At 56.8% G+C, this 23028-nt stretch carries 17 protein-coding genes and 2 pseudogenes; 8 read left to right on the top strand and 11 right to left on the bottom strand.

Annotation, left to right across the window (positions count from 1 at the left end):
• On the bottom strand, positions 1-871 hold an 871-nt coding region (locus tag KHQ28_RS19495; RefSeq protein WP_211777654.1), incomplete at its 3' end, for a site-specific integrase.
• 482 nt (positions 872-1353) lie between these two features.
• On the opposite strand from KHQ28_RS19495, the gene KHQ28_RS19490 reads away from it, so the two are divergent.
• Together KHQ28_RS19490 and KHQ28_RS19485 are read left to right on the top strand one after the other, a co-directional pair.
• Entirely contained in the window at positions 1354-3780 is a 2427-nt protein-coding gene (locus tag KHQ28_RS19490) for a glycogen/starch/alpha-glucan phosphorylase (RefSeq protein WP_160904652.1), read from the top strand.
• Between the two features lie 64 nt (positions 3781-3844).
• Complete coding sequence (locus KHQ28_RS19485; RefSeq protein ID WP_004179242.1) at positions 3845-4186, top strand: STAS domain-containing protein; 342 nt, start codon at positions 3845-3847, stop codon at positions 4184-4186.
• Between the two features lie 43 nt (positions 4187-4229).
• Here the strand turns inward: KHQ28_RS19485 and KHQ28_RS29280 are convergent.
• Both KHQ28_RS29280 and KHQ28_RS29275 read right to left on the bottom strand, forming a co-directional pair.
• Positions 4230-4943, bottom strand: a pseudogene (locus KHQ28_RS29280) (EAL domain-containing protein); the annotation flags it as partial.
• A 210-nt stretch (positions 4944-5153) separates the two neighbouring features.
• Positions 5154-5765, bottom strand: a pseudogene (locus tag KHQ28_RS29275) (CSS-motif domain-containing protein); the annotation flags it as partial.
• Positions 5766-6164: 399 nt separating this feature from the next.
• On the opposite strand from KHQ28_RS29275, the gene KHQ28_RS19475 reads away from it, so the two are divergent.
• The 4 genes from KHQ28_RS19475 to KHQ28_RS19460 all read left to right on the top strand — a co-directional run bounded on the left by KHQ28_RS19475 (position 6165) and on the right by KHQ28_RS19460 (position 10971).
• Complete coding sequence (locus KHQ28_RS19475; RefSeq protein ID WP_004179245.1) at positions 6165-7181, top strand: iron ABC transporter substrate-binding protein; 1017 nt, start codon at positions 6165-6167, stop codon at positions 7179-7181.
• A gap of 21 nt (positions 7182-7202) precedes the next feature.
• The gene (locus KHQ28_RS19470; protein WP_032419125.1) at positions 7203-8777 is read left to right on the top strand and encodes an iron ABC transporter permease; all 1575 of its coding nucleotides are present in this window, start codon (positions 7203-7205) and stop codon (positions 8775-8777) included.
• 1 nt (position 8778) lies between these two features.
• A complete protein-coding gene (locus KHQ28_RS19465) occupies positions 8779-9807 on the top strand; it encodes an ABC transporter ATP-binding protein (protein ID WP_004179253.1) in 1029 nt (342 codons plus the stop codon).
• 243 nt (positions 9808-10050) lie between these two features.
• The gene (locus KHQ28_RS19460) at positions 10051-10971 is read left to right on the top strand and encodes a GGDEF domain-containing protein (RefSeq protein WP_032419122.1); all 921 of its coding nucleotides are present in this window, start codon (positions 10051-10053) and stop codon (positions 10969-10971) included.
• Here KHQ28_RS19460 and KHQ28_RS19455 read toward each other — a convergent pair.
• A complete protein-coding gene (locus KHQ28_RS19455; protein ID WP_004183598.1) occupies positions 10968-11801 on the bottom strand; it encodes a helix-turn-helix transcriptional regulator in 834 nt (277 codons plus the stop codon). The two genes, KHQ28_RS19460 and KHQ28_RS19455, sit on opposite strands and share 4 nt — an antisense overlap.
• 261 nt (positions 11802-12062) lie before the next feature.
• On the opposite strand from KHQ28_RS19455, the gene KHQ28_RS19450 reads away from it, so the two are divergent.
• Complete coding sequence (locus KHQ28_RS19450; RefSeq protein WP_004183607.1) at positions 12063-12830, top strand: phytanoyl-CoA dioxygenase family protein; 768 nt, start codon at positions 12063-12065, stop codon at positions 12828-12830.
• A gap of 13 nt (positions 12831-12843) precedes the next feature.
• Here KHQ28_RS19450 and KHQ28_RS19445 read toward each other — a convergent pair whose 3' ends face one another.
• From KHQ28_RS19445 to KHQ28_RS19425, 5 genes are read right to left on the bottom strand one after another with little or no spacing between them, the layout of a single operon-like run.
• On the bottom strand, positions 12844-13185 hold the full coding sequence (locus tag KHQ28_RS19445) for a PTS fructose-like transporter subunit IIB (RefSeq protein WP_004179260.1): 342 nt from the start codon (positions 13183-13185) through the stop codon (positions 12844-12846).
• A 15-nt stretch (positions 13186-13200) separates the two neighbouring features.
• Positions 13201-14076 (bottom strand): [formate-C-acetyltransferase]-activating enzyme, encoded by an 876-nt coding sequence (locus tag KHQ28_RS19440; protein ID WP_004179261.1) that lies wholly within the window; start codon positions 14074-14076, stop codon positions 13201-13203.
• Positions 14042-16339, bottom strand: a complete 2298-nt coding sequence (locus KHQ28_RS19435) for a formate C-acetyltransferase (protein WP_032419121.1) — start codon at positions 16337-16339, stop codon at positions 14042-14044. The genes KHQ28_RS19440 and KHQ28_RS19435 overlap by 35 nt, the downstream gene beginning before the upstream one ends.
• Before the next feature lie 49 nt (positions 16340-16388).
• Entirely contained in the window at positions 16389-16709 is a 321-nt protein-coding gene (locus KHQ28_RS19430) for a PTS fructose-like transporter subunit IIB (RefSeq protein WP_004179264.1), read from the bottom strand.
• A gap of 20 nt (positions 16710-16729) precedes the next feature.
• Positions 16730-17806, bottom strand: a complete 1077-nt coding sequence (locus KHQ28_RS19425; protein ID WP_004183610.1) for a PTS fructose transporter subunit EIIC — start codon at positions 17804-17806, stop codon at positions 16730-16732.
• A gap of 309 nt (positions 17807-18115) precedes the next feature.
• On the opposite strand from KHQ28_RS19425, the gene ptsP reads away from it, so the two are divergent.
• Positions 18116-20617: a phosphoenolpyruvate--protein phosphotransferase gene (ptsP, locus tag KHQ28_RS19420; protein ID WP_004179266.1), complete on the top strand. Its 2502-nt coding sequence runs from the start codon at positions 18116-18118 to the stop codon at positions 20615-20617.
• A 37-nt stretch (positions 20618-20654) separates the two neighbouring features.
• Here the strand turns inward: ptsP and KHQ28_RS19415 are convergent, their stop codons facing one another.
• Both KHQ28_RS19415 and KHQ28_RS19410 read right to left on the bottom strand, forming a co-directional pair.
• Positions 20655-21620, bottom strand: a complete 966-nt coding sequence (locus tag KHQ28_RS19415; protein WP_032419120.1) for a PDR/VanB family oxidoreductase — start codon at positions 21618-21620, stop codon at positions 20655-20657.
• Between the two features lie 57 nt (positions 21621-21677).
• The coding region (locus tag KHQ28_RS19410; protein ID WP_211777653.1) for an NAD-dependent succinate-semialdehyde dehydrogenase at positions 21678-23028 on the bottom strand (1351 nt) is incomplete at its 5' end.

Raw genomic sequence — 23028 nt, 5'->3', positions numbered from 1 at the left:
CGGCTTTCATCCTGTTGCCGGGAATGGTCCAAGTTTTCCCTTTCAAATCGATCTCTGACCATTCAGCACCACGGACTTCACCAGAACGGGCAACGGTTAGGATTGAAAACTCAAGTGCCCGTGCTGAAATGCCAGCTCGTTTTTGCAGATCGGATATAAAGGCCTGAATCTCAAGATAGGGGAGGGCGGCATGGTGTTTTTGCTTCTGAACTTTACTGGGCATTGGCAAGAGCGGCTTAAGCATACCTTTCCACGAGGCAGGGTTATCGCCCTCAAAGTATTCTTTCGCCTTGGCGTAATCAATAATGGCTTCAATACGACCACGCAGGCGACTGGCGGTCTCATTTTTCGTTAGCCAGATAGGCTCAAGTATTGCCAGTACGTCAACTTTCGTGATTGCACTGATGGGCTTTTCACCTACGACCGGGTAAGCATAGGCTTCAAGCGTTGAACGCCACTGCGCGATATGCTTCTGGTTCTTGAGTTCCTTGGCCTTAATGTCGATAACGTCTTCAGCGCACTCGGTAAACGTCCGGTTCTTATGAGCCAGCTTTTCTTGTTGTGCTCTGGCAGCGTGTTTTTCTTCAAGTGGATTAACACCATTACGGACTTGCTTACGCAGCTCACGGGCCTTATCACGGGCATCAGCTAAGGAGACTTCAGGGTAGGCACCAAGTCCCATGTTCAAACGTCTGGGGACTGTTCTGCCCAATCTGTTTACTCTGACTCCCATAGCGATACAGAGTATCCATGAACGGGACTGACCCCGAACCCGGAGATACAAACCATCAACCCCACCAACCGCATAAGAGCCTTCAGTTTTTAGCTTGGCAACAGCCAGTCCGGTGAGTTCTTTGGCTTTCTTTGGCATATGTTAAATCCTGTCATACAACCCGCCATGCATAAGGTACTGCATAAAATGTCAGATTTTTTCGGATGTAGCAAGACGTCTTCGGACATCTGTTTTTGACAACAAATTGTTTATTAATGGTAAAAATGAACTATTTCTGGCGTTCTCGGACGTTAATTTGGCGGACTGCGCTTCCGCCATATAAAAGAAGGGGTTACCGAAAGGTAACCCCTTTTTGCTTTTACCTGTAGCCGTCCTGACTGCACTTCACCTTCACCTCCCGACTCCGCAAACCCGCCATGTCTGTAGTGTTATCGCTGGCGAAAAGGTGACGATCAATCCATTGCAAATGGTTGTTATTTTAATTATTCAGCCTTTTGTTATAAACGGCAATGGTGCTGAGGAATAAAAACCATGCGGTAAAATATCTTCGTCTATACTTGGAAAAATGATGATTTACCTGCCATGGTTTTTACGCAGATACAGAGACCAGAGAGGTCAGCATGCCTGACATTAACCCGCAAAATATCAAAGAATTACGGGCGTTGGTTGAACAGCAATTACAGTACACATTGTGTGTTAGCTTAAATAAAGCTACGCATGGCGATATTTTTAACGCGGTGGCGCTGGCCATTCGTCATTTTCAACAGGACCATTTTTTGTTGAGCCAGAAGCGGCAACGTGAAGAACGTAAAAAGCGCGTTTACTATCTGTCGATGGAGTTTTTACTGGGACAGTCGCTGCGTAATAACCTTTTGAATATGAATTTACTGGCGGAGATGCACCAGGTGGTGAATGACCTGGGGTTTGAGCTTGACCACCTTCTTGACGAAGAGCCCGACGCCGCGCTGGGTAACGGAGGGTTAGGGCGCTTAGCCGCCTGTTTTATCGATTCGATGGCCACCCTTGATATTGCCGCATCCGGGCATGGCATCAAATACGAATATGGTCTTTTTCGCCAATCCTTTCAAAATGACCAGCAGATCGAGCATCCGGATGACTGGCATTCCATGCACTCCCCGTGGCTGGTCGAACATCACGCTCAGCAAATCCTGATCCCGCTGGGAGGCTATATTGAACACAGCGAAGATGTTGATGGCAATTACAATCCAATGTGGCTGGGCTGGAAAACGATTATCGGTATACCCCATGACTATTTCGTTTCCGGTTACCGGGATACGACGACCAACAAGCTGCGGCTTTATAGCGCGGTGGCCTCTGACTCCTTTAATATCCATATTTTCAATCGCGGTGATTATATCAAGGCGGTGAGTGATAAAATCGCGTCGGAGAATATTTCAAAAATACTCTATCCATCCGATGAGGTGCTGACCGGAAAAGAGCTGCGGCTGACGCAAGAGTATTTTCTGGTGGCCTGTACGCTGCGGGATATATTTCGCGACTATGCCGAGGTTAATGACGATATTACTTTCCTGCCGCAGCATGTGGCGATTCAGCTGAATGACACCCATCCGGCATTAGCGGTGGTGGAGCTGATGCGTATCCTCGTCGATGAATACCGGCTGCCCTGGGAGCAGGCGTGGGAGATAACGCAAAACACCTGTGCCTACACGAATCATACGTTGATGCCGGAAGCGCTGGAGACCTGGCCGGTGACGCTGTTTGAAAAACTGCTGCCGCGTCATTTGCAAATTATATTTGAGATCAACCATCGTTTCCTTGAAGAGGTGGCCCGGCGCTGGCCGGATAAAAATCATCTGTTATCTTCGCTGTCTTTAATCGACGAACATCACGATAAGCAAATCCGTATGGCCAATCTGGCGATTGTCGGTAGCCATCGCGTGAACGGGGTAGCATGGCTGCATTCGGAACTGGTCAAGAAACAACTGGTGCCCGACTTCTATTTTATGACCCCGGAGAAATTCATTAATCAGACCAACGGCGTCACGCCGCGACGCTGGGTGCAGCAGGCTAACCCCGGCCTGGCCGCTTTTTTGCACCAACAGCTGGGGGAAGGGTGGCCAACCGATTTACCCTTGCTGTCCAGTCTGGAAAGCCTGGCCGATGATACTGCTGTTATTGATAATATCCGGGCCATTAAATTTGCCAACAAAACCGCGCTCAGCCAGCTGGTCGCTCAACGCTATGGCATCGTCCTCGATCCGCTGGCGATGTTTGATTGTCAGGTCAAACGTATTCATGAATATAAGCGTCAGTTGCTCAATATTCTTCATGTGATCGCGCTTTACCTGGATATCAAAGAGACAGGGAAAACTATCGCGCCTAAGGCGCATTTGTTTGCGGGTAAAGCGGCGCCGGGCTATCGGATGGCGAAGCTGATTATTCAGTTGATTAATACCGTCGCCCGGAAAATTAACCGCGACCTGCAGGTCGCCGGACAGCTTAAAGTGGTTTTTCTCGAAGATTACAAAGTCTCGCTGGCGGAAAAAATCATTCCGGCCACAGACCTCTCCGAGCAAATTTCCACCGCCGGGACCGAGGCGTCCGGCACCAGCAATATGAAGTTTGCCATGAACGGCGCGTTAACCATCGGCACCTATGATGGGGCGAATATCGAAATTCGCGAGGCCGTGGGGGCGGACAATTTTTATCTGTTTGGTGCCGTGGCGGAAGAGATTGAAGAGAGCCGGCGCATCGGGTATCACCATACTTTCTATCATCAGAATCCGGCTATTGCGCGTGTTGTCGATACCCTGGTGTCTGGGTTGTTTACCGCCGATCGTGAGCTATTTGCGCCGCTTCACCAAATGTTGGTGGGGGGCGATCATTACTGTCATTTGCTGGATTTCGACAGCTATTGCCAGGCGCAGCAGCAGGCGATGATCGATTTTGAACAGCCGGAACAATGGCACCGTCGGGCCTTACTCAATATTTGCCGGATGGGCGAATTTTCCAGCGACAGAACCATACGTGGCTACGCCCGGGATATTTGGGGTATCACCAGCTAAAGAGCGAACACGCCGGGCTAAAAAGGGACTCGTCGACGAATATCAGTCACTATTGAGGATGAGCATGAACGTTGAATTACACACCGAGCAGGGCGTAAAAATTATTGTGCCACTGGTGCGCCGACTGGATGCTTCCGTCGTGCAGGCGTTTAAGCAGCAGGTTCTGGAGGCTATCGATCCGGATACCAAAAATGTGCTGCTGGATCTGAGTCACGTCGATTTCATTGACAGTAGCTGTCTTGGCGCGCTGGTATCCATTCTGAAAAGCGTCAATGGTCAGGGCGAGCTGGCGCTGTGTTCGCTCAATGACACGATTAAAAACCTGTTTAAGCTCACCCGTATGGATCGCATCTTTGCCATTAAGGAGACCCGACAGGATGCGTTAAACGCGTTCACCTCGTTATAACGTTTATGCGGTCAGGGTTGCCAGCGGGTTAGGGAGCGCCCGCTTATTGTTCGATAATCCGCGCCTTCGGTTTGCTCAGCAGGAGCATCACCAGCGCGACGTAGGGCATCGGCTTCCAGAAATAATAGCCCTGCAGCAGATGAATATTCTGGCGATTAAGATATTCCAGTTGGGCCTGGGTTTCGACGCCCTCGGCAATGATGCGCAGTGACAGCGTCCGGGCCATCTCTATCACGCAGTCCAGCAGCTTGCTTGACGGCGCCTCCCCGGTTACCCGGCCGACAAAACTCTGATCGATTTTGATATAGTCGAAAATCAGCTCGTGGAGACAGGAAAGCCCGGAATAGCCGGTGCCAAAGTCGTCCAGCGCGATGGAAAACCCGCGGGAGTGTAACGTATTGAGCTTGTCCACGACCGCGTCGTTGAGCAACAGCGGCTCCTGCTCCGTGATCTCCAGCATCAGCTTCACCGCTTTCCCCTCAAAGCCGCGCTGATAGTGCAGGCAGTCATCGATAAACGACGGGGCGTTAATGTGTGACACGCTGATATTCAGGCCAATATGAAACCCATCCGGTAGTTTACTAAAGAGTGGTCTCATCTGCGCGTTGACCTGCGCCATCAGGCTGCGGGTTAGGGGAATAATTAAGCCGGTACGTTCGGCCAGCGGAATAAATTCCGCTGGCGAGCGCGATGGCGTCGTGCTGTTTTGCCAGCGGGCGAGAATTTCCACGCCGTATATCTCTCCGGTTTTCCCATTCACCAGCGGCTGATAGTAGGGAACGATATAGCCCTGATTGATGGCGTAGCGCAGTCTTTCCTCTTCAGAGGTATAAACATTGAGATATTTACGCATCAGGAAATAAAACAGCAGCGAAACTGAGAAAATAAAGATCAACAGACCGGAGCCATTATGGACTAAGCGGCCGGGGCTAAAGAAAAGTGAATCAGGGTAGGTAATGCGAAATGGATAGGCAGGTGAGGTAAAGACGCCCTGGTGTGGGTCAGCAGCCAGCGGCTTAACATCGCCATATCTGGCAATCATTTGGTTCTGCACCCAGAGTGCCAGCCCGTTGTTATCGGTATCGCTATATAGTGCATCACGCAGATGGATGTCGCTGATAGTGACAATCACCCGGATCGCCGCTACGCGCGCCTGATAGATCAGTACCGGCCGTTTATTGACCATCATTCTGGCCGGGAGCAGCAGCAGAGGTTCGTCAGGCAAAGACTCAGGGCTGAGCGTCAGGACCCGATTGCCGGGCAGGGACGAGCACCACACCTGGCCATCTTTTATCAGCAGAATGGTACGCAGGTGCGGCTGCAGGGCGGCTTCCGTTCCGAGCTGAAATTGACCCTGGCCGGAGCAACCACTGCGGCTAACGTTCAGCGCCGTGGCCGTCGCTTCACGAGCCTCATCCAGAATGGCTGCGATCTTTTTCGCCGCCTGACGGGCGGCGGCGACATGGGTGGCCTGGTCTGAATGCCACAATTGCCAGTTAATGACAAACACGCCAGCAAGAAATACCACCAGTGCCAGAGAAAAGGCAATCCATGCATTTCGCCGCTTTATCTCTTTCATTTATTTAGCGTGCTAAGGTAATTAGGCATAAAGGGAACCGTCCATCTGGCGTTAAAGGCTTTTCAATGATCGTAGAAGGGGGAAATCTTTCGCGATGATTGAGCATATTAAAAATATGATCCATATCACAATACCCACTGGCAAGGCCGCTTACCGCATGTAACAACGGCAGATTTTTCCACCGACAATAAAAAATCGAAATTTAATGTTTTCTTAATATAAATTCCGGTGCGGTATGTTTTTAAGCATTTTCCCATCCAGAGTGGTGCGCCGACGTTATTTTTTGCTTTTTTAAGTTTATGATAATTGTTTTCATTATCATTCTTTTTTTGCTGTGATTTAATCCTCTCCGCTCAGGCTATTTACCGTTTATTGCCCTATTTCATTAAGGATGCGTTCATGAAATTTCGCTTATCGCCCCTCCGTACGGCAGCGCTGGTTGCCGCTTCTCTGTTTCTGGCGCCGCAGGGGATGGCGGCTGACGCTCAGAACGGGATTGTGGTTTACAACGCCCAGCACGAAAATCTGGTGAAGTCGTGGGTGGATGGATTCACCAAAGAGACCGGTATTAAGGTCACGCTGCGCAATGGCGATGACAGTGAACTGGGTAATCAGCTGGTTCAGGAAGGCTCCGCGTCGCCGGCCGATGTGTTTCTGACCGAGAACTCGCCGTCGATGGTGCTGGTCGATAATGCCAAACTTTTCGCCCCGCTGGATGCCGCCACCCTGCAGCAGGTTCCGGCGCAGTACCGTCCGCAGCATGGGCGCTGGATCGGCATTGCCGCGCGCAGCACCGTTTTTGTCTACAACCCGGCGAAAATCAGCGAGGCGCAGCTGCCGCATTCCCTGATGGATCTGGCAAAACCGGAGTGGAAAGGGCGCTGGGCGGCTTCGCCATCGGGGGCTGATTTCCAGGCTATCGTCAGCGCGATGCTGGCGCTGAAGGGTGAGCAGGCGACTCTCGACTGGCTGAAGGCGATGAAAACCAACTTTGTCGCTTACAAAGGCAATAGCACGGTGATGAAAGCGGTCAACGCCGGGCAGATCGACGGCGGGGTGATCTACCACTATTACCGCTTCGTCGATCAGTCAAAAACCGGCGAAAACAGCAAAAACACCCAACTGTATTACTTCAAACACCAGGATCCGGGCGCCTTCGTCAGCATTTCCGGTGGCGGTGTGCTGGCTTCCAGCAAACATAAAGCGCAGGCGCAGGCCTTTATTAAATGGATCACCGGCAAGCAGGGGCAGGATGCACTGCGCACCAATAACGCCTTCGAATATGCCGTGGGGGTAGATGCGGCCTCTAACCCGAAACTGACCCCGCTGAAAGATCTGGATGCACCGAAGGTAGAACCTTCCTCGCTGAACAGTAAAAAGGTCATTGAGCTGATGACGCAGGCTGGCCTGCTCTGATCCTGAGGAAGTGATGTTGCTATGTCTGTTCTGAGTTTGTCGCTCGGAAAGAAAACAGGACGCCTGCCCGAGCGCAGGCGTCCTGCATTTCCGATGGTGGCGTTAGCGCTGCTGTTTTCATTGTTGGCGCTGTTGCCGTTAGGGTTTGTGGTGGCGGTTGGGTTCGACACCGGCTGGCCGACCATCAAAGCGCTGGTCTTTCGTCCGCGGGTAGGGGAGCTGCTCAGCAATACCCTGTGGCTGACGGTGCTGGCGGTCCCCATCAGCATTGTGCTCGGCGTGACGCTGGCCTGGCTGACGGAACGTACCGTCCTTGCCGGTCGGCAGCTGTGGTCGGCGCTGGCGGTAGCCCCGCTGGCGATCCCGGCCTTTGTCCAGAGCTACGCCTGGGTCAGTGCCGTGCCTTCGCTGCATGGCCTCTCCGCCGGGGTGTTTCTCTCGGTGCTCGCCTACTATCCGTTTATTTATATGCCGGTGGCGGCCGTGCTGCGCCGCCTCGATCCCACCCTTGAAGATGTCGCCGCGTCGCTGGGCACGCCGCCGTGGAAAGTGTTCTTCCGGGTGGTGCTCCCGCAGCTGCGTCTGGCAATCTGCGGCGGTGCGCTGCTGGTGGCCCTGCATCTGCTGGCGGAATATGGCCTGTATGTGATGATCCGCTTCGATACCTTCACGACCGCTATTTACGATCAGTTCCAGTCGACCTTCAGCGGTCCGGCCGCCAATATGCTGGCAGGCGTGCTGGCCTTGTGCTGCCTGGCGATCCTGCTGCTTGAGAGCGCCTCACGCGGTAAAGCGCGTTACGCGCGTATCGGCGCCGGGGCGGCCCGCGAGCAGAAGCGGCTTGTGCTGGGTAAAGGGGCCGCTTTTGGCGCGCAGCTACTGCTTCTGCTGCTGGTGATGCTGGCGATGGGGGTTCCCTTACTGGTCCTGTGCCGCTGGCTATGGCTGGGCGGCATCGACAACTGGCTGCATGCCGATCTCTGGCATACTCTGCGCCAGACCCTGCTCCTGGGGGCGGGCGGGGCGCTGCTGACAACGGTTTGCGCGATCCCCATTGCGTGGCTTGGCGTGCGCTATCCGCGCCCGCTGTTCCGCCTGCTGGAGGGGTGTAATTACATCACCAGCTCGCTGCCCGGTATTGTCACCGCGCTGGCGCTGGTGACGGTCACCATCCACTACGCCCGTCCGGTGTACCAGACCGAAGTGACGCTGTTTCTGGCCTATCTGTTGATGTTTATGCCGCGTGCGCTGATTAACCTGCGCGCCGGTATCGCGCAGGCGCCGGTGGAGCTGGAAAACGTTGCCCGTAGTCTTGGACGCAGTCCGGCCCGCGCCCTGTGGAGTATCACTATGCGGCTTGCCGCGCCGGGCGCGGCCGCAGGTGCCGCGCTGGTGTTCCTTGGCGTCAGCAATGAGCTCACCGCCACACTACTGCTTTCGCCGTTAGGCACCCGCACCTTGTCGACCGGTTTCTGGGCGTTAACCAGTGAGATCGACTACGTAGCGGCGGCACCGTACGCGCTGTTGATGATCGTCATTTCGCTGCCGCTGACCGCGGTTCTTTATATGCAGTCGAAAAAAATGGCAGGGTTGTAACATGCTGGAATTGTCTTCTATTTCGAAATCCTTCGCTGATGCGCTGGTCCTCGATAATCTCAATCTGACCGTAGCGCCGGGGAGCCGGACGGCCATTGTTGGTCCGTCCGGCTCGGGGAAGACCACGTTGCTGCGCATTCTCGCCGGTTTTGAAACGCCCGATCGCGGGCGGATCGTCATGCACGGTAAGTCTCTGTTTGCCGACGGTGTGTTTGTCCCCGCCCACCAGCGACGGATCGGCTATGTTCCGCAGGAAGGGGCGCTGTTTCCTCATCTTAATGTTGCGGACAATATCGCCTGGGGGCTCGACGCCAGCCGTGAGGAGAAGCGTCGCCGCGTGGGGGCGCTAATGGAGATGGTCGCCCTCGACGCTGGCCTGGCGAGCCACTGGCCACATGAAATTTCCGGTGGTCAGCAGCAGCGCGTTGCCCTGGCCCGTGCGCTGGCTCAGCAGCCGGCGCTGATGCTGCTGGATGAGCCGTTTTCTGCACTGGATACCGGGCTGCGCGCCAGCACACGCAAAGCGACGGCGGACCTGCTGGCCGAGACGGGGATCGCCTCGATTCTGGTGACTCATGACCAGAACGAGGCGCTGTCGTTCGCTACGCAGGTGGCGGTAATGCGTCAGGGGCGCTTCGCCCAGGTTGGAACCCCGCTGACGGTTTACTCGCAGCCGGTGGATGAAGAGACGGCGTTATTTCTTGGCGATGCCCTGATCCTCCCCGCACGCCTTAGCCCCGGCCGGGCAAGCTGCGCGCTGGGGGACCTGGCGACGGACGCACTGCATCCTGCTGGCGAAGGTAGGGTGATGCTGCGTCCGGAACAGCTGAGCGTCAGTGTGAGCGGGCCGCAGGAAAGTACCGCCATTATCCGCGATGTCGATTTCTCAGGCCAGCTTTCCACGTTGACGCTGTCGATGGCTGGGCACGAGCGGCCGATTGTCCTGCGAACCGTGAGCCAGCCGGCGTGGCAGCCCGGCGCGATGGTGAGACTGACGGTCAGCGGCAAGGCGCGAGTGTTTAGCGGCTAATCCCTGAGCAGGCGGCGCCGGCTATCGACGGCGCCGCACAGAAAGCTAATCAGGCGGAGGATGAAGCCGATAGTATCCGCGCCACTGACCTCGTCGCCATGGAGTGGTAGTACGTTGGAACAATTCCGCGGGGTCAGTCCAGTTCCCGCCATTTTACCGAACCGTCGCTTTTTCATTCGTCCCTCTACGCTTAACTGTTATCCTGTCTCGCGATCGGCCCTGTTGTTACCATGAGACACCGCTATGCCTGAACTCCATACTCCTGCGAATCGCTCCGGCCCGGCCGCTGTGGCCCGGGTGACGCTCCTGCCTGCGCTGCTGATTATCGTTGCTGTTGCTGTCGGCTGCGCCCTGGTGTCGCCTCCGGTCGGTACACGACACGAGATCCTGAATAACCCCGGCCTCTATATCGATCTGCTGGCGTTGTTGTTTCTGGTGTTTATGCTGTGGAGCTCGGCGAAGGTGCGGATGAGCCACATTGCCGTCAACTGCGTACGCTATGGGCTGCTGTTGTGGATTGCCGGCGGCACCTTTGACGTGATGGATGAGATCGTGGTTCAGCCGCGCTGGATGGGCTACTACTGCGAAGATCTGCTGCGCCTCTCCGGGATGCTGCTTACCGTGGTGGGGGTCTACAAAATTATTGAGCGAATCAATTTGCTGTACGTCGATGCGCGCTCGCAATCCCTGAAGGATGAACTGACCCAGTTACCCAACCGGCGTTTTTTCATTGATACCATTCGCGAGAAGTCCGGGCATGCGCTGGGACTCATGATTCTGGATATCGATTTTTTTAAGAAAATCAATGATAGCTGGGGCCACCTGGTGGGGGATGAAGTGTTATTTTCACTGGGGAAACAGCTGGCGAAACTAACCAGCGAGCAGGTCCAGCCGGCGCGGATCGGTGGGGAAGAGTTTGCCATTATCGTCGATGGCCTGTCGGAGCCCGAGCTGCACGCTCTGGCGCAGGCGATCCTTGCTAACGCCCGCACCATCCTGATCAATCATCAGACGCCGCTGTCGATCAGCATTGGCGTCGGAACCTGGCGGCCAGGCGAAGCGCAGGAGACGTTTATCCGTAAAGTCGACGAGGCGCTGTACAAGGCCAAGCATAACGGCCGCGGCCGCGTGGAGTGGGCGCCATCTGCCGGTGCGGCAGGTTAGGCCTGCTGCGCGCTACGGCAGTGTCGCCGATACTCCGATGGCGAGCGTTCTGTGTAGCGTTTAAAAACCCGACAAAAATAGTTGCTGTCGACAAAGCCGCAATTATGCGCAATCTCTTTCACCTTCAGGTCATAGCCGCGCAATAGCTGCTTCGCCTTTTCCAGACGGACACGGGTCAGATATTCATTAAATCCCACCGAGCCTGATTTCTGAAAAATATGCGAAAGATAGTTGGGCGTGATGTGAAAACGTTTGGCTACCGATTCCCGCGTCAGCGGTAGACTGAGATTTTCCTCAAGGTAGTCCTGGACGGCGAGAAACAGATCCCGGCTGCGGCTGACGCGCATCTCCAGCCCGACCAGCTGTTCACGACAATGACTCAGCAGCGCGGCAACCACCAGTCGCGCGGTCAGCGGATCGGGCTGCAGGCTGACTTCATTCAGGCTCAGCAACAGGTAGGAACCCACGCGCGGCCCAAGCCGGGAAACGCTCTGTTTTTCCGTGTGCAGGCTTTTTCCGTCCCAGCGCTGAATACTGAATCCCAGTTTCTGCCGACCAAACAGAATGCTCAGGGTAGTGGCCGGGCCGGTCCACTGCGGCAGCGTCCACTTCCCCGCCTGCACGTACAGTACCTGCAGCGTGGTTAACGTCGAGGCGGCCAGCGGCAGTCCCTGTTCATTCAGTTGGCCCTCCAGCACAATTTCCAGACGCGGAAACGGCACGTTGAAGGCGAGGGCAGGCACGGAGATATCCGGCTCAGGAAATCTCACCTGTAGGTGATCTTTTTGACCGATTAACCGATGCAGTATATCCGGCAGATCTTCAATCATTCTTTGCCCTCAGCATGCGCATTATCCTGTTGATGGTAATCTATTTTTTCCTTCCCGGCAGCGTTAGTTTAGCCATTTTGCGCAGCGGATTGCCGGCCAGCTGCAGCGCATGCATCGCCGGAAAAGAGATTGTTGATGTCCATCACACTTTGTGGGCTCGCGTACGTATGTCCAGTTTTTTGTAGCGCTCGCCTCGTGTCATGCCGCGGAGGGACCAGTAGAGTTTGTTTGTGTTATCGGAACGTTAAAAAGGAACGTAAAATGAACTCATCATCGGCTAACTTTCTCGATGCGTTAGGCGCCAGCCAGACGCTCAGCGCGCAAATGAAACACGAGCTCGACACCCTCGGCTACACCGTCGTGCATAACGTCGTTGACGCCCAGTGGCTGAGCGAAATGCGCCTGCTTATTGACACCCTGGTTGAACGCGAAGGCGATAATCTGGCGATGGAGCACCATCAGGAGGCGACGGCGACGCGGATCGCTAACCTGATTAATAAGGGGGTTATCTGGGAGAAAGTCTGGTCACACCCGCTGATCCTCTCGGCTTGTCGCTATATCTTCAACGGGGATTTTAAAGTCTCCAGCCTGAACGCCCGCGAGGCGCTGTATAACGGCGGCCACCAGCCGCTGCACGCCGACTGGAAAAAGCCGCGCCCGGATTTTCCCAAAGTCCACCTGGTGAATACCATCTGGGCGATAGACGATTTGAGCGCCGCCAACGGCGCGCCGCGGATCATTCCTGGTACCCACCTCCGCCCCGAGTTACCAGAGGAGGTGCTGGCCGACCCGGAACAGGCCCATCCCGATGAGATTGTGTTTGCCGCGCCGGCTGGCAGCGTGATGATCTACAACGCCCACGCCTGGCACGGCGGCACCCGTAATCGTGAAGGCAGCAGACGACGCGTACTGCATGGGTTATATATCGATCGTGCGGATACGCCGCAGCAGGACCAGCGGCGCTGGCTCACGCCGGAGACGGCAAGCCGCCTGACGCCGGCGCAAAAGTGGCTGCTGGATGTAGAATAAGGTCTGTCGCCGGTCAGGGAAGTTCTACATAGACGACCGGCTTTTTCATGATGCTTTTCACGGCCTCGACGATCTGCTGCGGCTGCAGCAGGAAGCTCTTGATGCTGGTTTTAATCGTCCGCAGGCCGCGAAAGCGATGAGGGTCGTCGATTTCGATATCCGTCACCAGCAGCACCACTTCGGCGCGGGCGATATCTTCCGCGGTGATCCGATTTTCTACGCCGAGCGCCCCCTGGGTTTCCACCTTCAGGTGCCATTTTTCATGATGACCGACCTTTTCCAGTCGTTCGGCGGCCATGTAGGTATGCGCCACGCCGCTGACGCAGGCGGTGACGGCGACAATATTGAAGTCCATAACATCCTCCTGGCGTTAACCGCCGATAGTGACGTGGAAACCGGCCGCTTCGGCCATCACCCGATATGGTTGAATTTCCGCTTCGTCAGGCGCTTTCACGCTGGCCAGCGTCCAGGGTTTGCCCAGCAGACGGTATTTGGGCTCGCCATATTGATGAAACGGCAACAGGTGCATTTCTTTTAGCGCGAAAGGGGCGAGGAACGCCAGAATCTGGCGAAAATTATCGGTATTCAGGGTGTAGCCGGGGATCAGCGGCACCCGCGGGATCAGGTTGATTTTTCTCGCCGCCAGCTGGCGAAAATTGTCCAGCACCCGTGGCTGATTCATTCGCAGCAGCGACCGCGCCCGCTCAGGTTCCATGATTTTAAAATCAAACAGCACTTCATTACAGGCTTCGGCCACCGGCAGAAAGCGGTCAAAAGCGCTGTCGCCCGCGGTTTCGATGGCGGTGCGGATCCCCCACTGGCGCAGGCGCTGGAGAAAGCGGGCGGCAAACCCGGCCTGCATGAGCACTTCGCCCCCGGAGAGGGTGACTCCGCCGCCGGAGGCGCGAAAGAAGACCTCATCCTTCAGCACCTCCTGCAACAGGTTATCCAGCGTCACATCGCGGCCAATCTGTTCCCACGCTCCGGATGGACATTCGGCAACGTCCTGCTGGCAACGGGTGCAGCGCAGGCATTTGCTCTCCCGGCGCAGAGTCTGAATCCTGGGTGAAATTGATTCGGGATTGGCGCACCACGGACAGGTATGAGGGCAGCCTTTAAAAAAGACCACCGTGCGGATCCCTTGTCCGTCATTGAGCGAGTAGCGCTGGAGGTTAAAAATACGCGCCCGGTCGGCGCGCGTGTCGATGACCTCACAGCTGATGCGCGGTGCGGCGGATAATGTCATCCTGAATCTCCTTCGACAGCTCAACAAAGAAGGCGCTGTAGCCCGCGACCCGTACCACCAGACCGGCAAAGTCCTGCGGCCGCTGCTGCGCTTCACGCAGGGTGTCGGCATTGACCACGTTGAACTGAATATGCTGCAGCTTGAGCTTGCAGAAGGCCTGTAAAAAATCGGCCAGTTTGTTCAGGCCGCCGTCGCCGTCCAGCGTTGCCGGAGTGAATTTGACGTTCAGCAGCGTACCGTTCGACAGCAGATAGTTATCCAGCTTGCTGACCGATTTCAGCACTGCCGTCGGCCCCTGGGAATCCTGACCAACCATCGGCGACAGGCCGCCGTCCGCCAGCTGTTCTCCGGCCAGCCGCCCGTCCGGGGTGGCGCCCACCACCGAACCCAGCGGCACGTGCGCGGAGACGGTGTAGGAGCCGGGGGTAAAATGACCGCCGCGCGGGTTCAGATACTGCTCGACTTCTTTGCAGTAAAAACGCAGCAGATCGGCGCTAATATTGTCGACATCGTCGATATCGTTGCCATACTTGTCAAAACGGTTAATCAGCCGGGCGCGGATCTTTTTCCCTTCCGGCGTCTGGAAATTGGCTTTCAGCACGGCCATCAGTTGGTCAAAGCTGAGACGCTGCTGGTCGAAGACCATACCCTTCAGGGCGTACAGCGAATCGCTCAGGTTAGCGATTCCGATACCCTGAACGCCGGAGAAGTTATAGCGCGCGCCGCCGGCGGTGATATCTTTGCCGTGCTGCACGCAATCTTCAATGAACGAGGAGAGCAGCGGGACCGGCGCCCAGTCGCGGTGGCCGATATCGCAAATGTTGCTGCCCTCGACCATCAGCTTGATGTAATGGCGGATTTTGTCGCGGATCTGGCAGATAAGGCCGTCCCAGCTGACGTCAGGCTGATGTTCATTTTCCTGCAGCACAATTTCCATCACCTTCAGCAGATTAAACATGGCGATATCATGCAGGCCGTAGGTGCGCCCTGGAATAGAGAGCTCCACGCAGCCGACCACCGCGTAATCTCTGGCATCTTCCAGCGACACGCCGCGGTTAAGGAAGGCCGGCACGACCACCTCATCGTTGAAAATCTGCGGGATGCCGGTGCCCAGGCGGATGGTTTCGGCAGTTTTGCGCAGGAACGGGCGATCAATCAGCTCGTTGACCCGCACGCCCAGATTCGGCTGCGGCAGCTGAACGTTTTGATAGGCGTCGAGGCATAAAAATGACAGCACGTTGACCGCGCTGCGTCCGGTGTCCGTCAGCCCGCCGAGCAGGGCGGTATAGCCGGTGGGAAAACCCGCGAAATAGCGCGCGCTGCTGGAGGAGCGTAGCAGGACGATATCGTTGCATTTCACCCACAGCGACTCCAGCAACTCCTTGAGATATGCGGGATCCTGACCCTGATTCAGAGATGCCTGATAAAACGGCAGCATGTACTGGTCAAAGCGTCCGAGTGAAATCGAGCTGGCGTTGGATTCGTATTGCAGAATGATATTCATATACCAGAACAGCTGGCAGGCCTGGGGGAAGTCCGTTGGCCGATGCTGCGCGTTGTGGCGCGAAATAGCGGCGATGGTTAACAGCTCCTGCTGACGCTGCGGGTCCTGACAGTGCCCTGCCATCTCCTCGGCCAGCGCGGCGTAGCGCAGAATATGGCGCTGGGAAGCTTCCAGCAGGATCAGTACCGCCTGATAAAAGGGGTTCTCCGGTTGCCGGGCGCAGTGCGTTTTGAGCTCGGAGACCAGGGCGCCAAGGCCATGATTCAGCAGCCGTGGATAGTCGATGATGATATGGCCCTGGCCTTTATCGGTCTGGTTCACGCTAAATATCTGGGTGTCGACGGCGGCCTTGACCTCTTCGGTCATCTGGCCGTTGATGAAATCTTTCATTGAACGCTTTTCCCAGTAGGGGTACAGCGTTTCGCGGTAGATTTGCTTATCTTCTTCGCTTATCGCGAAGCGGTCCTGTGGGCGGGTCGGGAAGGCGTCGAGCTCGTTGAGCAGCCAGTAGGGGTCCATCTCGGGCGACATAATCCCTGCCCGCGGTTTGACGGTGCGGTTGCCGGCGATCAGTTCATCCTCACGAATCGAAATCATCACCTTATCGAGGATCCACGCGGTGGCTTTCGCCCGGCGGATAATCACCGGCTCGCCCTCCGTCTGCCGATGGCTGGCAGTGTAGAGTAATGCACGCTCAAGGGAGATTTCGCGCGGCTGGGCGAACAGGCTGGCTTTCAGGCGTTGGGTACGATTCGTCATGATAAACTCCATGTTGTGGCGAAGGGCGCGAAGGCGCCCTTTTAAGGCTTCAGGCGCTCTGGGAAAGGTGGCTGTCTATCTTGTTCATGATGGCGTCGGCGCGCTTGACCGCATCGCTGATATTGACGCGCACGATAGTTTTCCCGGCAAAACGCTCTTCGAATTTGATGCCGATATCTTTGGTCAGAATGACCATATCGGCGGCGGCAATCTCCTCCGCCGTCAGTTCGTTTTCAATGCCAATGGAACCCTGCGTTTCAACCTTGACCTGCCAGCCTTTGGCTTTGGCGGCGCTTTCCAGCGATTCAGCGGCCATGTAGGTGTGAGCCACGCCCGACGGGCAGGCGGTGACAGCGATAATGTGGGTCATAATCTGTTCCTTCCAGTCTGTTAGTTAATTTCGAAATCAAGGTCTAGTTCATCGTCAGTGGCGACGTTAGTGGGTTTCTTTTTGGCGAAGGCTTTCAGCAGGATGACGCAGGCAGCGCTGACGCAGGCGCCGACCAGCAGCGCGGCAACAAACCCGAGCTTGCCCTGGACCACCGGCAGCACGATAAGCCCGCCCCAGCCGGCGTAACACTGGGCGCCCATCAGCGCGGCGGTGACGCAGCCGCTGGCGGCGCCAATCATATTGGCCGGAATGACGCGCAGCGGATCCGCGGCGGCAAAGGGAATCGCCCCTTCGGTCACGCCGACACAGCCCATCACCAGCGCGGCTTTGCCGGTTTCCCGCTCTTCGGCAGTGAAATATTTGCGGCCAATCAGCGTCGCCAGCCCCATGCCCAGCGGCGGTACGGCGATACCGACGGCGGCGATAGCCACCACGCTGTAGACGCCCTGCGAAACGCAAATCAGCATGAAGGCGTAGGCAACTTTGTTCACCGGGCCGCCCATATCAAAGGCCAGCATCAGACCCATAATGATGGCCAGCACCACGATGCTGCCCTCGCGCATCCCCTGCAGCCAGCCGGTCAGGTTAGCGGTCAGCGCGCCAACCGGCTCGCCAAGCCCCCACATCATGATCCCGGCGGTGATAAAGGTGCCGACGATGGGAATGATGAAAATCGGCATCACCGAGCGCAGAACTTTATGTACGGGGATTTTTTTCAGGTAATAGACCACCAGGCCGCCAATCATGCCGGCGATCAGCGCGCCGAAGAACCCAGCGCCAAAACTGTTGCCCACCCAGGCGCCGATGGCGCAGGGGGCCAGCGCGGCGCGGTCAGAAATGGAGTAGCCGATGTAGGCGGCGAGAAAGGGCACCATCAACGTCAGCCCGGCGACGCCGATATCAAAGAGTTTCTTCAGGTTGGGGTCGGAGGCAGCATCGGGTACCGCGCCTTTGCCATACAACATGACGGACACCGCCAGCAGGATCCCGCCGGAGACCACGAAGGGGATCATATGTGACACGCCGGTCATCAGATGCTGGCGGGTATTTTTTAGTATTTGCACCAGTTCGTTCATTGCTTGCTCCTGAGCGCTGTAGGGCCCGTGACAGTATGGATGGCTCAACATTAGAAAAAGGGCGTCGCATAAAACAGTAGAGAAAAAGTGCATTTACTGGATATTTGTAAGATGAGAAAAGAATTGCGATCCACCTCAAATCTTAGTGATGACAGGAGATATGAGCGCTAACAGGGTGGAATTGTGATGGCGGGCATAAAAAAATATTGTGTGTACAATAGTCCAGTAATTGCCAGTTTTATCACCTAGTGCCTGGGGCTGTCTTTTATTACTTTTTGAGGAAATAATGGATTGCTCTGGAGGAAGGCGATGGCTCTGGTCATTGAATTTACATGTGATTTGCCCAACGGCGTGCATGCGCGTCCGGCCAGTCTGGTCGAAACGCTGTGTAACCGTTTTTCATCAGCGATTGAGTGGCGGAACTTGCGCCGCGGGACCGGCGGAAATGCCAAAAGCGCGCTGGCGATTATCGGCAGCAATACCCTGAAGGGCGACGCCTGCCAGCTGCTTATCAGCGGCGAAGATGAAGCTGAGGCATTCGCCGCGATAACGGCCTTTATGCGCGATGAGTTTCCTCACTGTGACGCGCCGCTGCCCGCTGCGCCAACGCTGGATGTCCAGCCGGTGCCAGAGTCGCTTTCGCGGCTGAACCCGACGCTGTTTCATGCCCACCCGGTGTGCGCCGGCAGCGCGGGAGGGACGCTGGTTCATCTCAAATCACGCGATCTGCACGAGCTGGGCGAACTGCCCGTCGCCGTCAGTCCCGAACAGGAGCAGGCGGCGCTGGATAATGGCCTGCGCCTGCTGGTGAAAGATATCGAGCTGCGGCTGCTGGACAATGACGGCACCGCCAGCGCGATCCTGGAAGCTCACCGTTCGCTGGCGACGGATGCCTCGCTGCGCCAGCACCTGCTTGGTGGCATCCTCACCGGCCTCAGTTGCGCCCAGGCGATTGTCGCCACCGGCGACCACTTCTGCGCCCAGTTCCGCGACTCCGGCAACAGCTATCTGCAGGAGCGGGTACTGGATGTACGCGACGTTTGCTTCCAGCTGTTACAGCATATCTACGGCGAAGCTCGTTTCCCGGCGCCGGGCCAGCTGCGGGAAGCGGCCATTTGCCTTGCCGACGAGTTGACCCCCAGCCAGTTTCTGGAACTGGATAAAACGCATCTCAAAGGACTGCTGCTGCGCAGCGGCGGCACCACCTCGCATACCGTGATTCTGGCACGCTCATTCAATATCCCTACTCTGGTGGGCGTGGATTTAGCCGCGCTGCTGCCGTGGGTGGATACGCAGGTGCAGATTGACGGCAACGCCGGGCTGTTGGTGGTGGATCCGAGTCCGGCGGTAGCGCGCTACTATCAGCAGGAGGCCTGGCTACAGGCGCAAATCCGGCAACAGCAGCAGGTATGGCTGGATAAAGCCGGGCAGACGCAAGACGGTATCCGCGTGGAAATCGCCGCCAATATCGCCCATTCGGTGGAAGCGGTGGCGGCATTCAACCAGGGCGCGCAGTCGGTAGGGTTGTTCCGCACTGAAATGCTGTATATGGATCGCCCGAGCGCGCCGTCGGAAGATGAGCTGTACAACATCTTCTGCCAGGCGCTGGAACCCGCTGCCGGGCGCAGCATTATCGTGCGGACTATGGATATCGGCGGCGATAAGCCAGTGGCCTATCTCAACATCCCTGCGGAAAACAATCCGTTCCTCGGCTACCGCGCGGTGCGCATTTATGAAGAGTATCAGGCGCTGTTTCACACTCAGCTACGGGCGATTTTACGCGCCTCGGCACACGGCTCGCTGAAGATTATGATCCCCATGATTTCATCAATGGAAGAGATCCTGTGGGTGAAAGAGCGACTGGCGGAGGCCAAACAGTCGCTGCGCGTCGAGCAGATCCCGTTTGATGAAAAGATCCCGCTCGGGATCATGCTGGAAGTGCCGTCGGTGATGTTTATCATCGATCAGTGCTGTGAAGAGGTGGATTTCTTTAGCATCGGCAGCAACGACTTAACGCAGTATCTGCTGGCGGTGGATCGCGATAACGCGAAAGTGACGCGCCACTACAACAGCCTGAATCCGGCCTTCCTGCGCGCGCTGGACTATGCCGTGCAGGCGGTGCATCGGCAGGGGAAATGGATTGGTCTGTGCGGCGAACTGGGGGCCAAAGGATCGGTGCTACCGCTGCTGGTAGGCCTCGGTTTAGATGAATTGAGCATGAGCGCACCGGCGATCCCGGCAACCAAATCGCGCCTGGCCCAGCTGGACAGCCGCGCCTGCCGCCAACTGCTGAATCAGGCCATGCAGTGCCGTACCTCACTGGAAGTGGAGCATCTGCTGGCCCAGTTCCGCATGCGTCAGCAGGATGTCCCGCTGGTGAGCGCCGAGTGCATTACGCTGAATAGCGACTGGCGCAGTAAGGAGGAGGTGCTGAAAGGGATGACGGATAATCTGCTATTGGCCGGCCGCTGTCGCTATCCGCGTAAGCTGGAGGCCGACCTGTGGGCTCGCGAGGCGGTGTTCTCCACTGGTCTGGGCTTTAGCTTCGCCATTCCGCACAGTAAATCCGAGCATATTGAGCAGTCGACTATCAGCGTCGCGCGGCTTGCGCAGCCGGTGATATGGGGCGATGAAGAGGCGCAGTTTGTGATTATGCTGACGCTGAATAAGCACTCGGCGGGCGATCAGCATATGCGTATCTTCTCGCGGCTGGCGCGGCGCATTATGCACGCGGAGTTCCGTCAATCTCTGGTATCCGCGGAGAGCAGCGAGGATATTGCCGACCTGCTGCGCCGCGAGCTGGAACTGTAATTGTCTCTCCGGCCAGCGCCGCTGGCCGGAGAGCGAGCTATAAATCCAGCACTAACCGGCCGCCTTTAGCGCGCGAGCAGCAGATCAGCATACTCTGCTGGCTGGCTTTCTCTTCCTCGCTGTAATACTGATCGCGGTGGTCGGCTTCCCCCTCCAGAATCATCGTTTCGCAGGTGCCGCACACCCCTTCTCGGCACAGGCATTCGACCTTTGCCGCTTTGTTATTCTCGATCACCTGCAAAATGGTCATATCCTGCGGCACGGTAAATTCGCGTCCGGAACGCGCCAGCACCAGGGTAAATGCCTCTCCGCTTTTATCCTCAAGGATAAACTGCTCAAAGTGCAGCTGGCTGGCGGGCACCTGATGGCGTTCGGCGGCGGCTTTCACCGCCTCGTTAAGCGCTGCCGGGCCGCAGGTATAGATGTGGGTGCCGGGTTCGATATCGGCGAACAGGCGCGACAGGTCGAGACGGCTGCCGAGCGCTGATACATGAACATTGACCCGATCGCGCCACGGCGCGGCGCTGAGCGCATCGACGAAAGCATTATTGTCGGCGTCGTGGAAACAGTAGTGCAGCTGCCAGTCAGCCTGCTGCTGTTCCAGTTCAGGAATATGCGCTAAAAACGGCGTAATGCCGATGCCGCCGGCGATCAGCAGATGTTTTCGCGCCTGCGGTTCGATGGCGAACAGGTTGTTGGGGGTGGACACCGTCAGGGTATCGCCCGGTCGCACCTGCTGATGCATAAAACGCGACCCGCCTTTAGAAGGCGACTCAAGACGCACCGCAATCTGCCAGCTGGTGGTATCCAGCGGTGAGCTCATGAGCGAATAGGCATTGCTGTAACGCTGCTCGCCATCCTGCATCTGGACGATAATATGGCTACCGCCGCTGAATGCCGGCAGCGGGGCGCCGGTCGGCGACACCAGCGTAAAACGCTTCACAAGAGGGGTGATCTGTTCAACATCGCGAACGACCGCCTCAAACATTTGATAATCAGACATCGCTGAACTCCATCAAAAAATCCCGGCGTGGCTAGCGCCATCGCCGGGAGAGCACATTTACAACCCCTGGCAGAGATACTTCATCTCCAGGTAATCTTCGATTCCGTGTTCCGAGCCTTCGCGGCCAAGACCCGACTGTTTCACTCCGCCAAATGGCGCGACTTCGTTGGAAATCAGTCCGGTATTGATGCCGACCATGCCGTATTCCAGCTGCTCGGAGACGCGCCAGATACGGGCGGCATCGTTGCTGTAAAAATAGGAGGCGAGGCCGTAGATGGTGTTATTCGCCTGCTCGATGACCTGCTGCTCATCGTCAAATTTCACCAAAGCAGCCACCGGGCCGAAAATCTCTTCCTGCAGCAGCAGTGACCCCGGCTGTACGTCGCCGATCACCGTAGGGGTGAAGAAATTACCGCCCAGCGGATGCGCTTTACCGCCAGTTAACAGCGTGGCGCCGCGGCTCAGGGCGTCGTCGAGCAGGGACTGCACTTTGCGCCCGGCGTCGGCGTTGATCAGCGGGCCAATCTGTACATCGGACTCGCTGCCATCGCCCACTTTCAGGGCGGCGACGCGAGCGACGAATTTATCGCAGAATTGGTCGTAGATGGCGCGATGAATATAGAAGCGGTTGACGCAGACGCAGGTTTGTCCGGCGTTACGGAACTTGGCGATCAGCGCGCCCTCGACCGCTTTATCGATATCGGCGTCGTCAAAGACGATAAACGGCGCGTTACCGCCGAGCTCTAAAGAGAGCTTTTTGATGGATTCCGCGCACTGGCGCATCAGCACGCGGCCAACTTCGGTCGAACCGGTAAAGGAGAGCTTACGCACCCGCTCATCGCCGGTGAACACCGCGCCAATCTCTCGCGACTGGCCGGTAACGACGTTAATGACGCCCTGCGGGATCCCGGCCTGATTCGCCAGCTCAGCCATCGCCAGCGCGGTAAACGGCGTTTCGTTAGCCGGCTTAATCACCATCGTACAACCCGCGGCCAGCGCCGGGCCGGCCTTCCGGGTGATCATCGCCGCCGGGAAGTTCCACGGGGTGATCGCCGCGCAGACGCCTACCCCCTGGCGGATCACCATCAGGCGTTTATCGGCGCCGGGGGAGGGGATTATCTCGCCGTTGGCGCGTTTCCCTTGTTCGGCAAACCACTCGATAAACGAGGCGGCATAGGCGATTTCGCCTTCCGCTTCCGCCAGCGGCTTGCCCTGCTCGGCGGTCATTATCTGCGCCAGCGCGGTTTTGTTTTCGAGGATCAGGCGGTGCCAGTTTTTCAATAGCGCGGCGCGCTGAGCGGCGGTTAATGCGCGCCAGTCCGGCAGCGCGGCCGCGGCGGCATCCACTGCCTGTTGCGCTTCCGCACGCCCCATATTGGGGATCTGGCCGAGCGTCGCGCCGGTGGAA

It is taken from the genome of Klebsiella sp. 28 (assembly GCF_018223905.1).
GTDB classification, from domain to species: Bacteria; Pseudomonadota; Gammaproteobacteria; order Enterobacterales; family Enterobacteriaceae; genus Klebsiella; species Klebsiella pneumoniae.
Note: the sequence above shows the minus strand (reverse complement) of the source record. Positions and strands in the feature narration are given on the sequence as shown.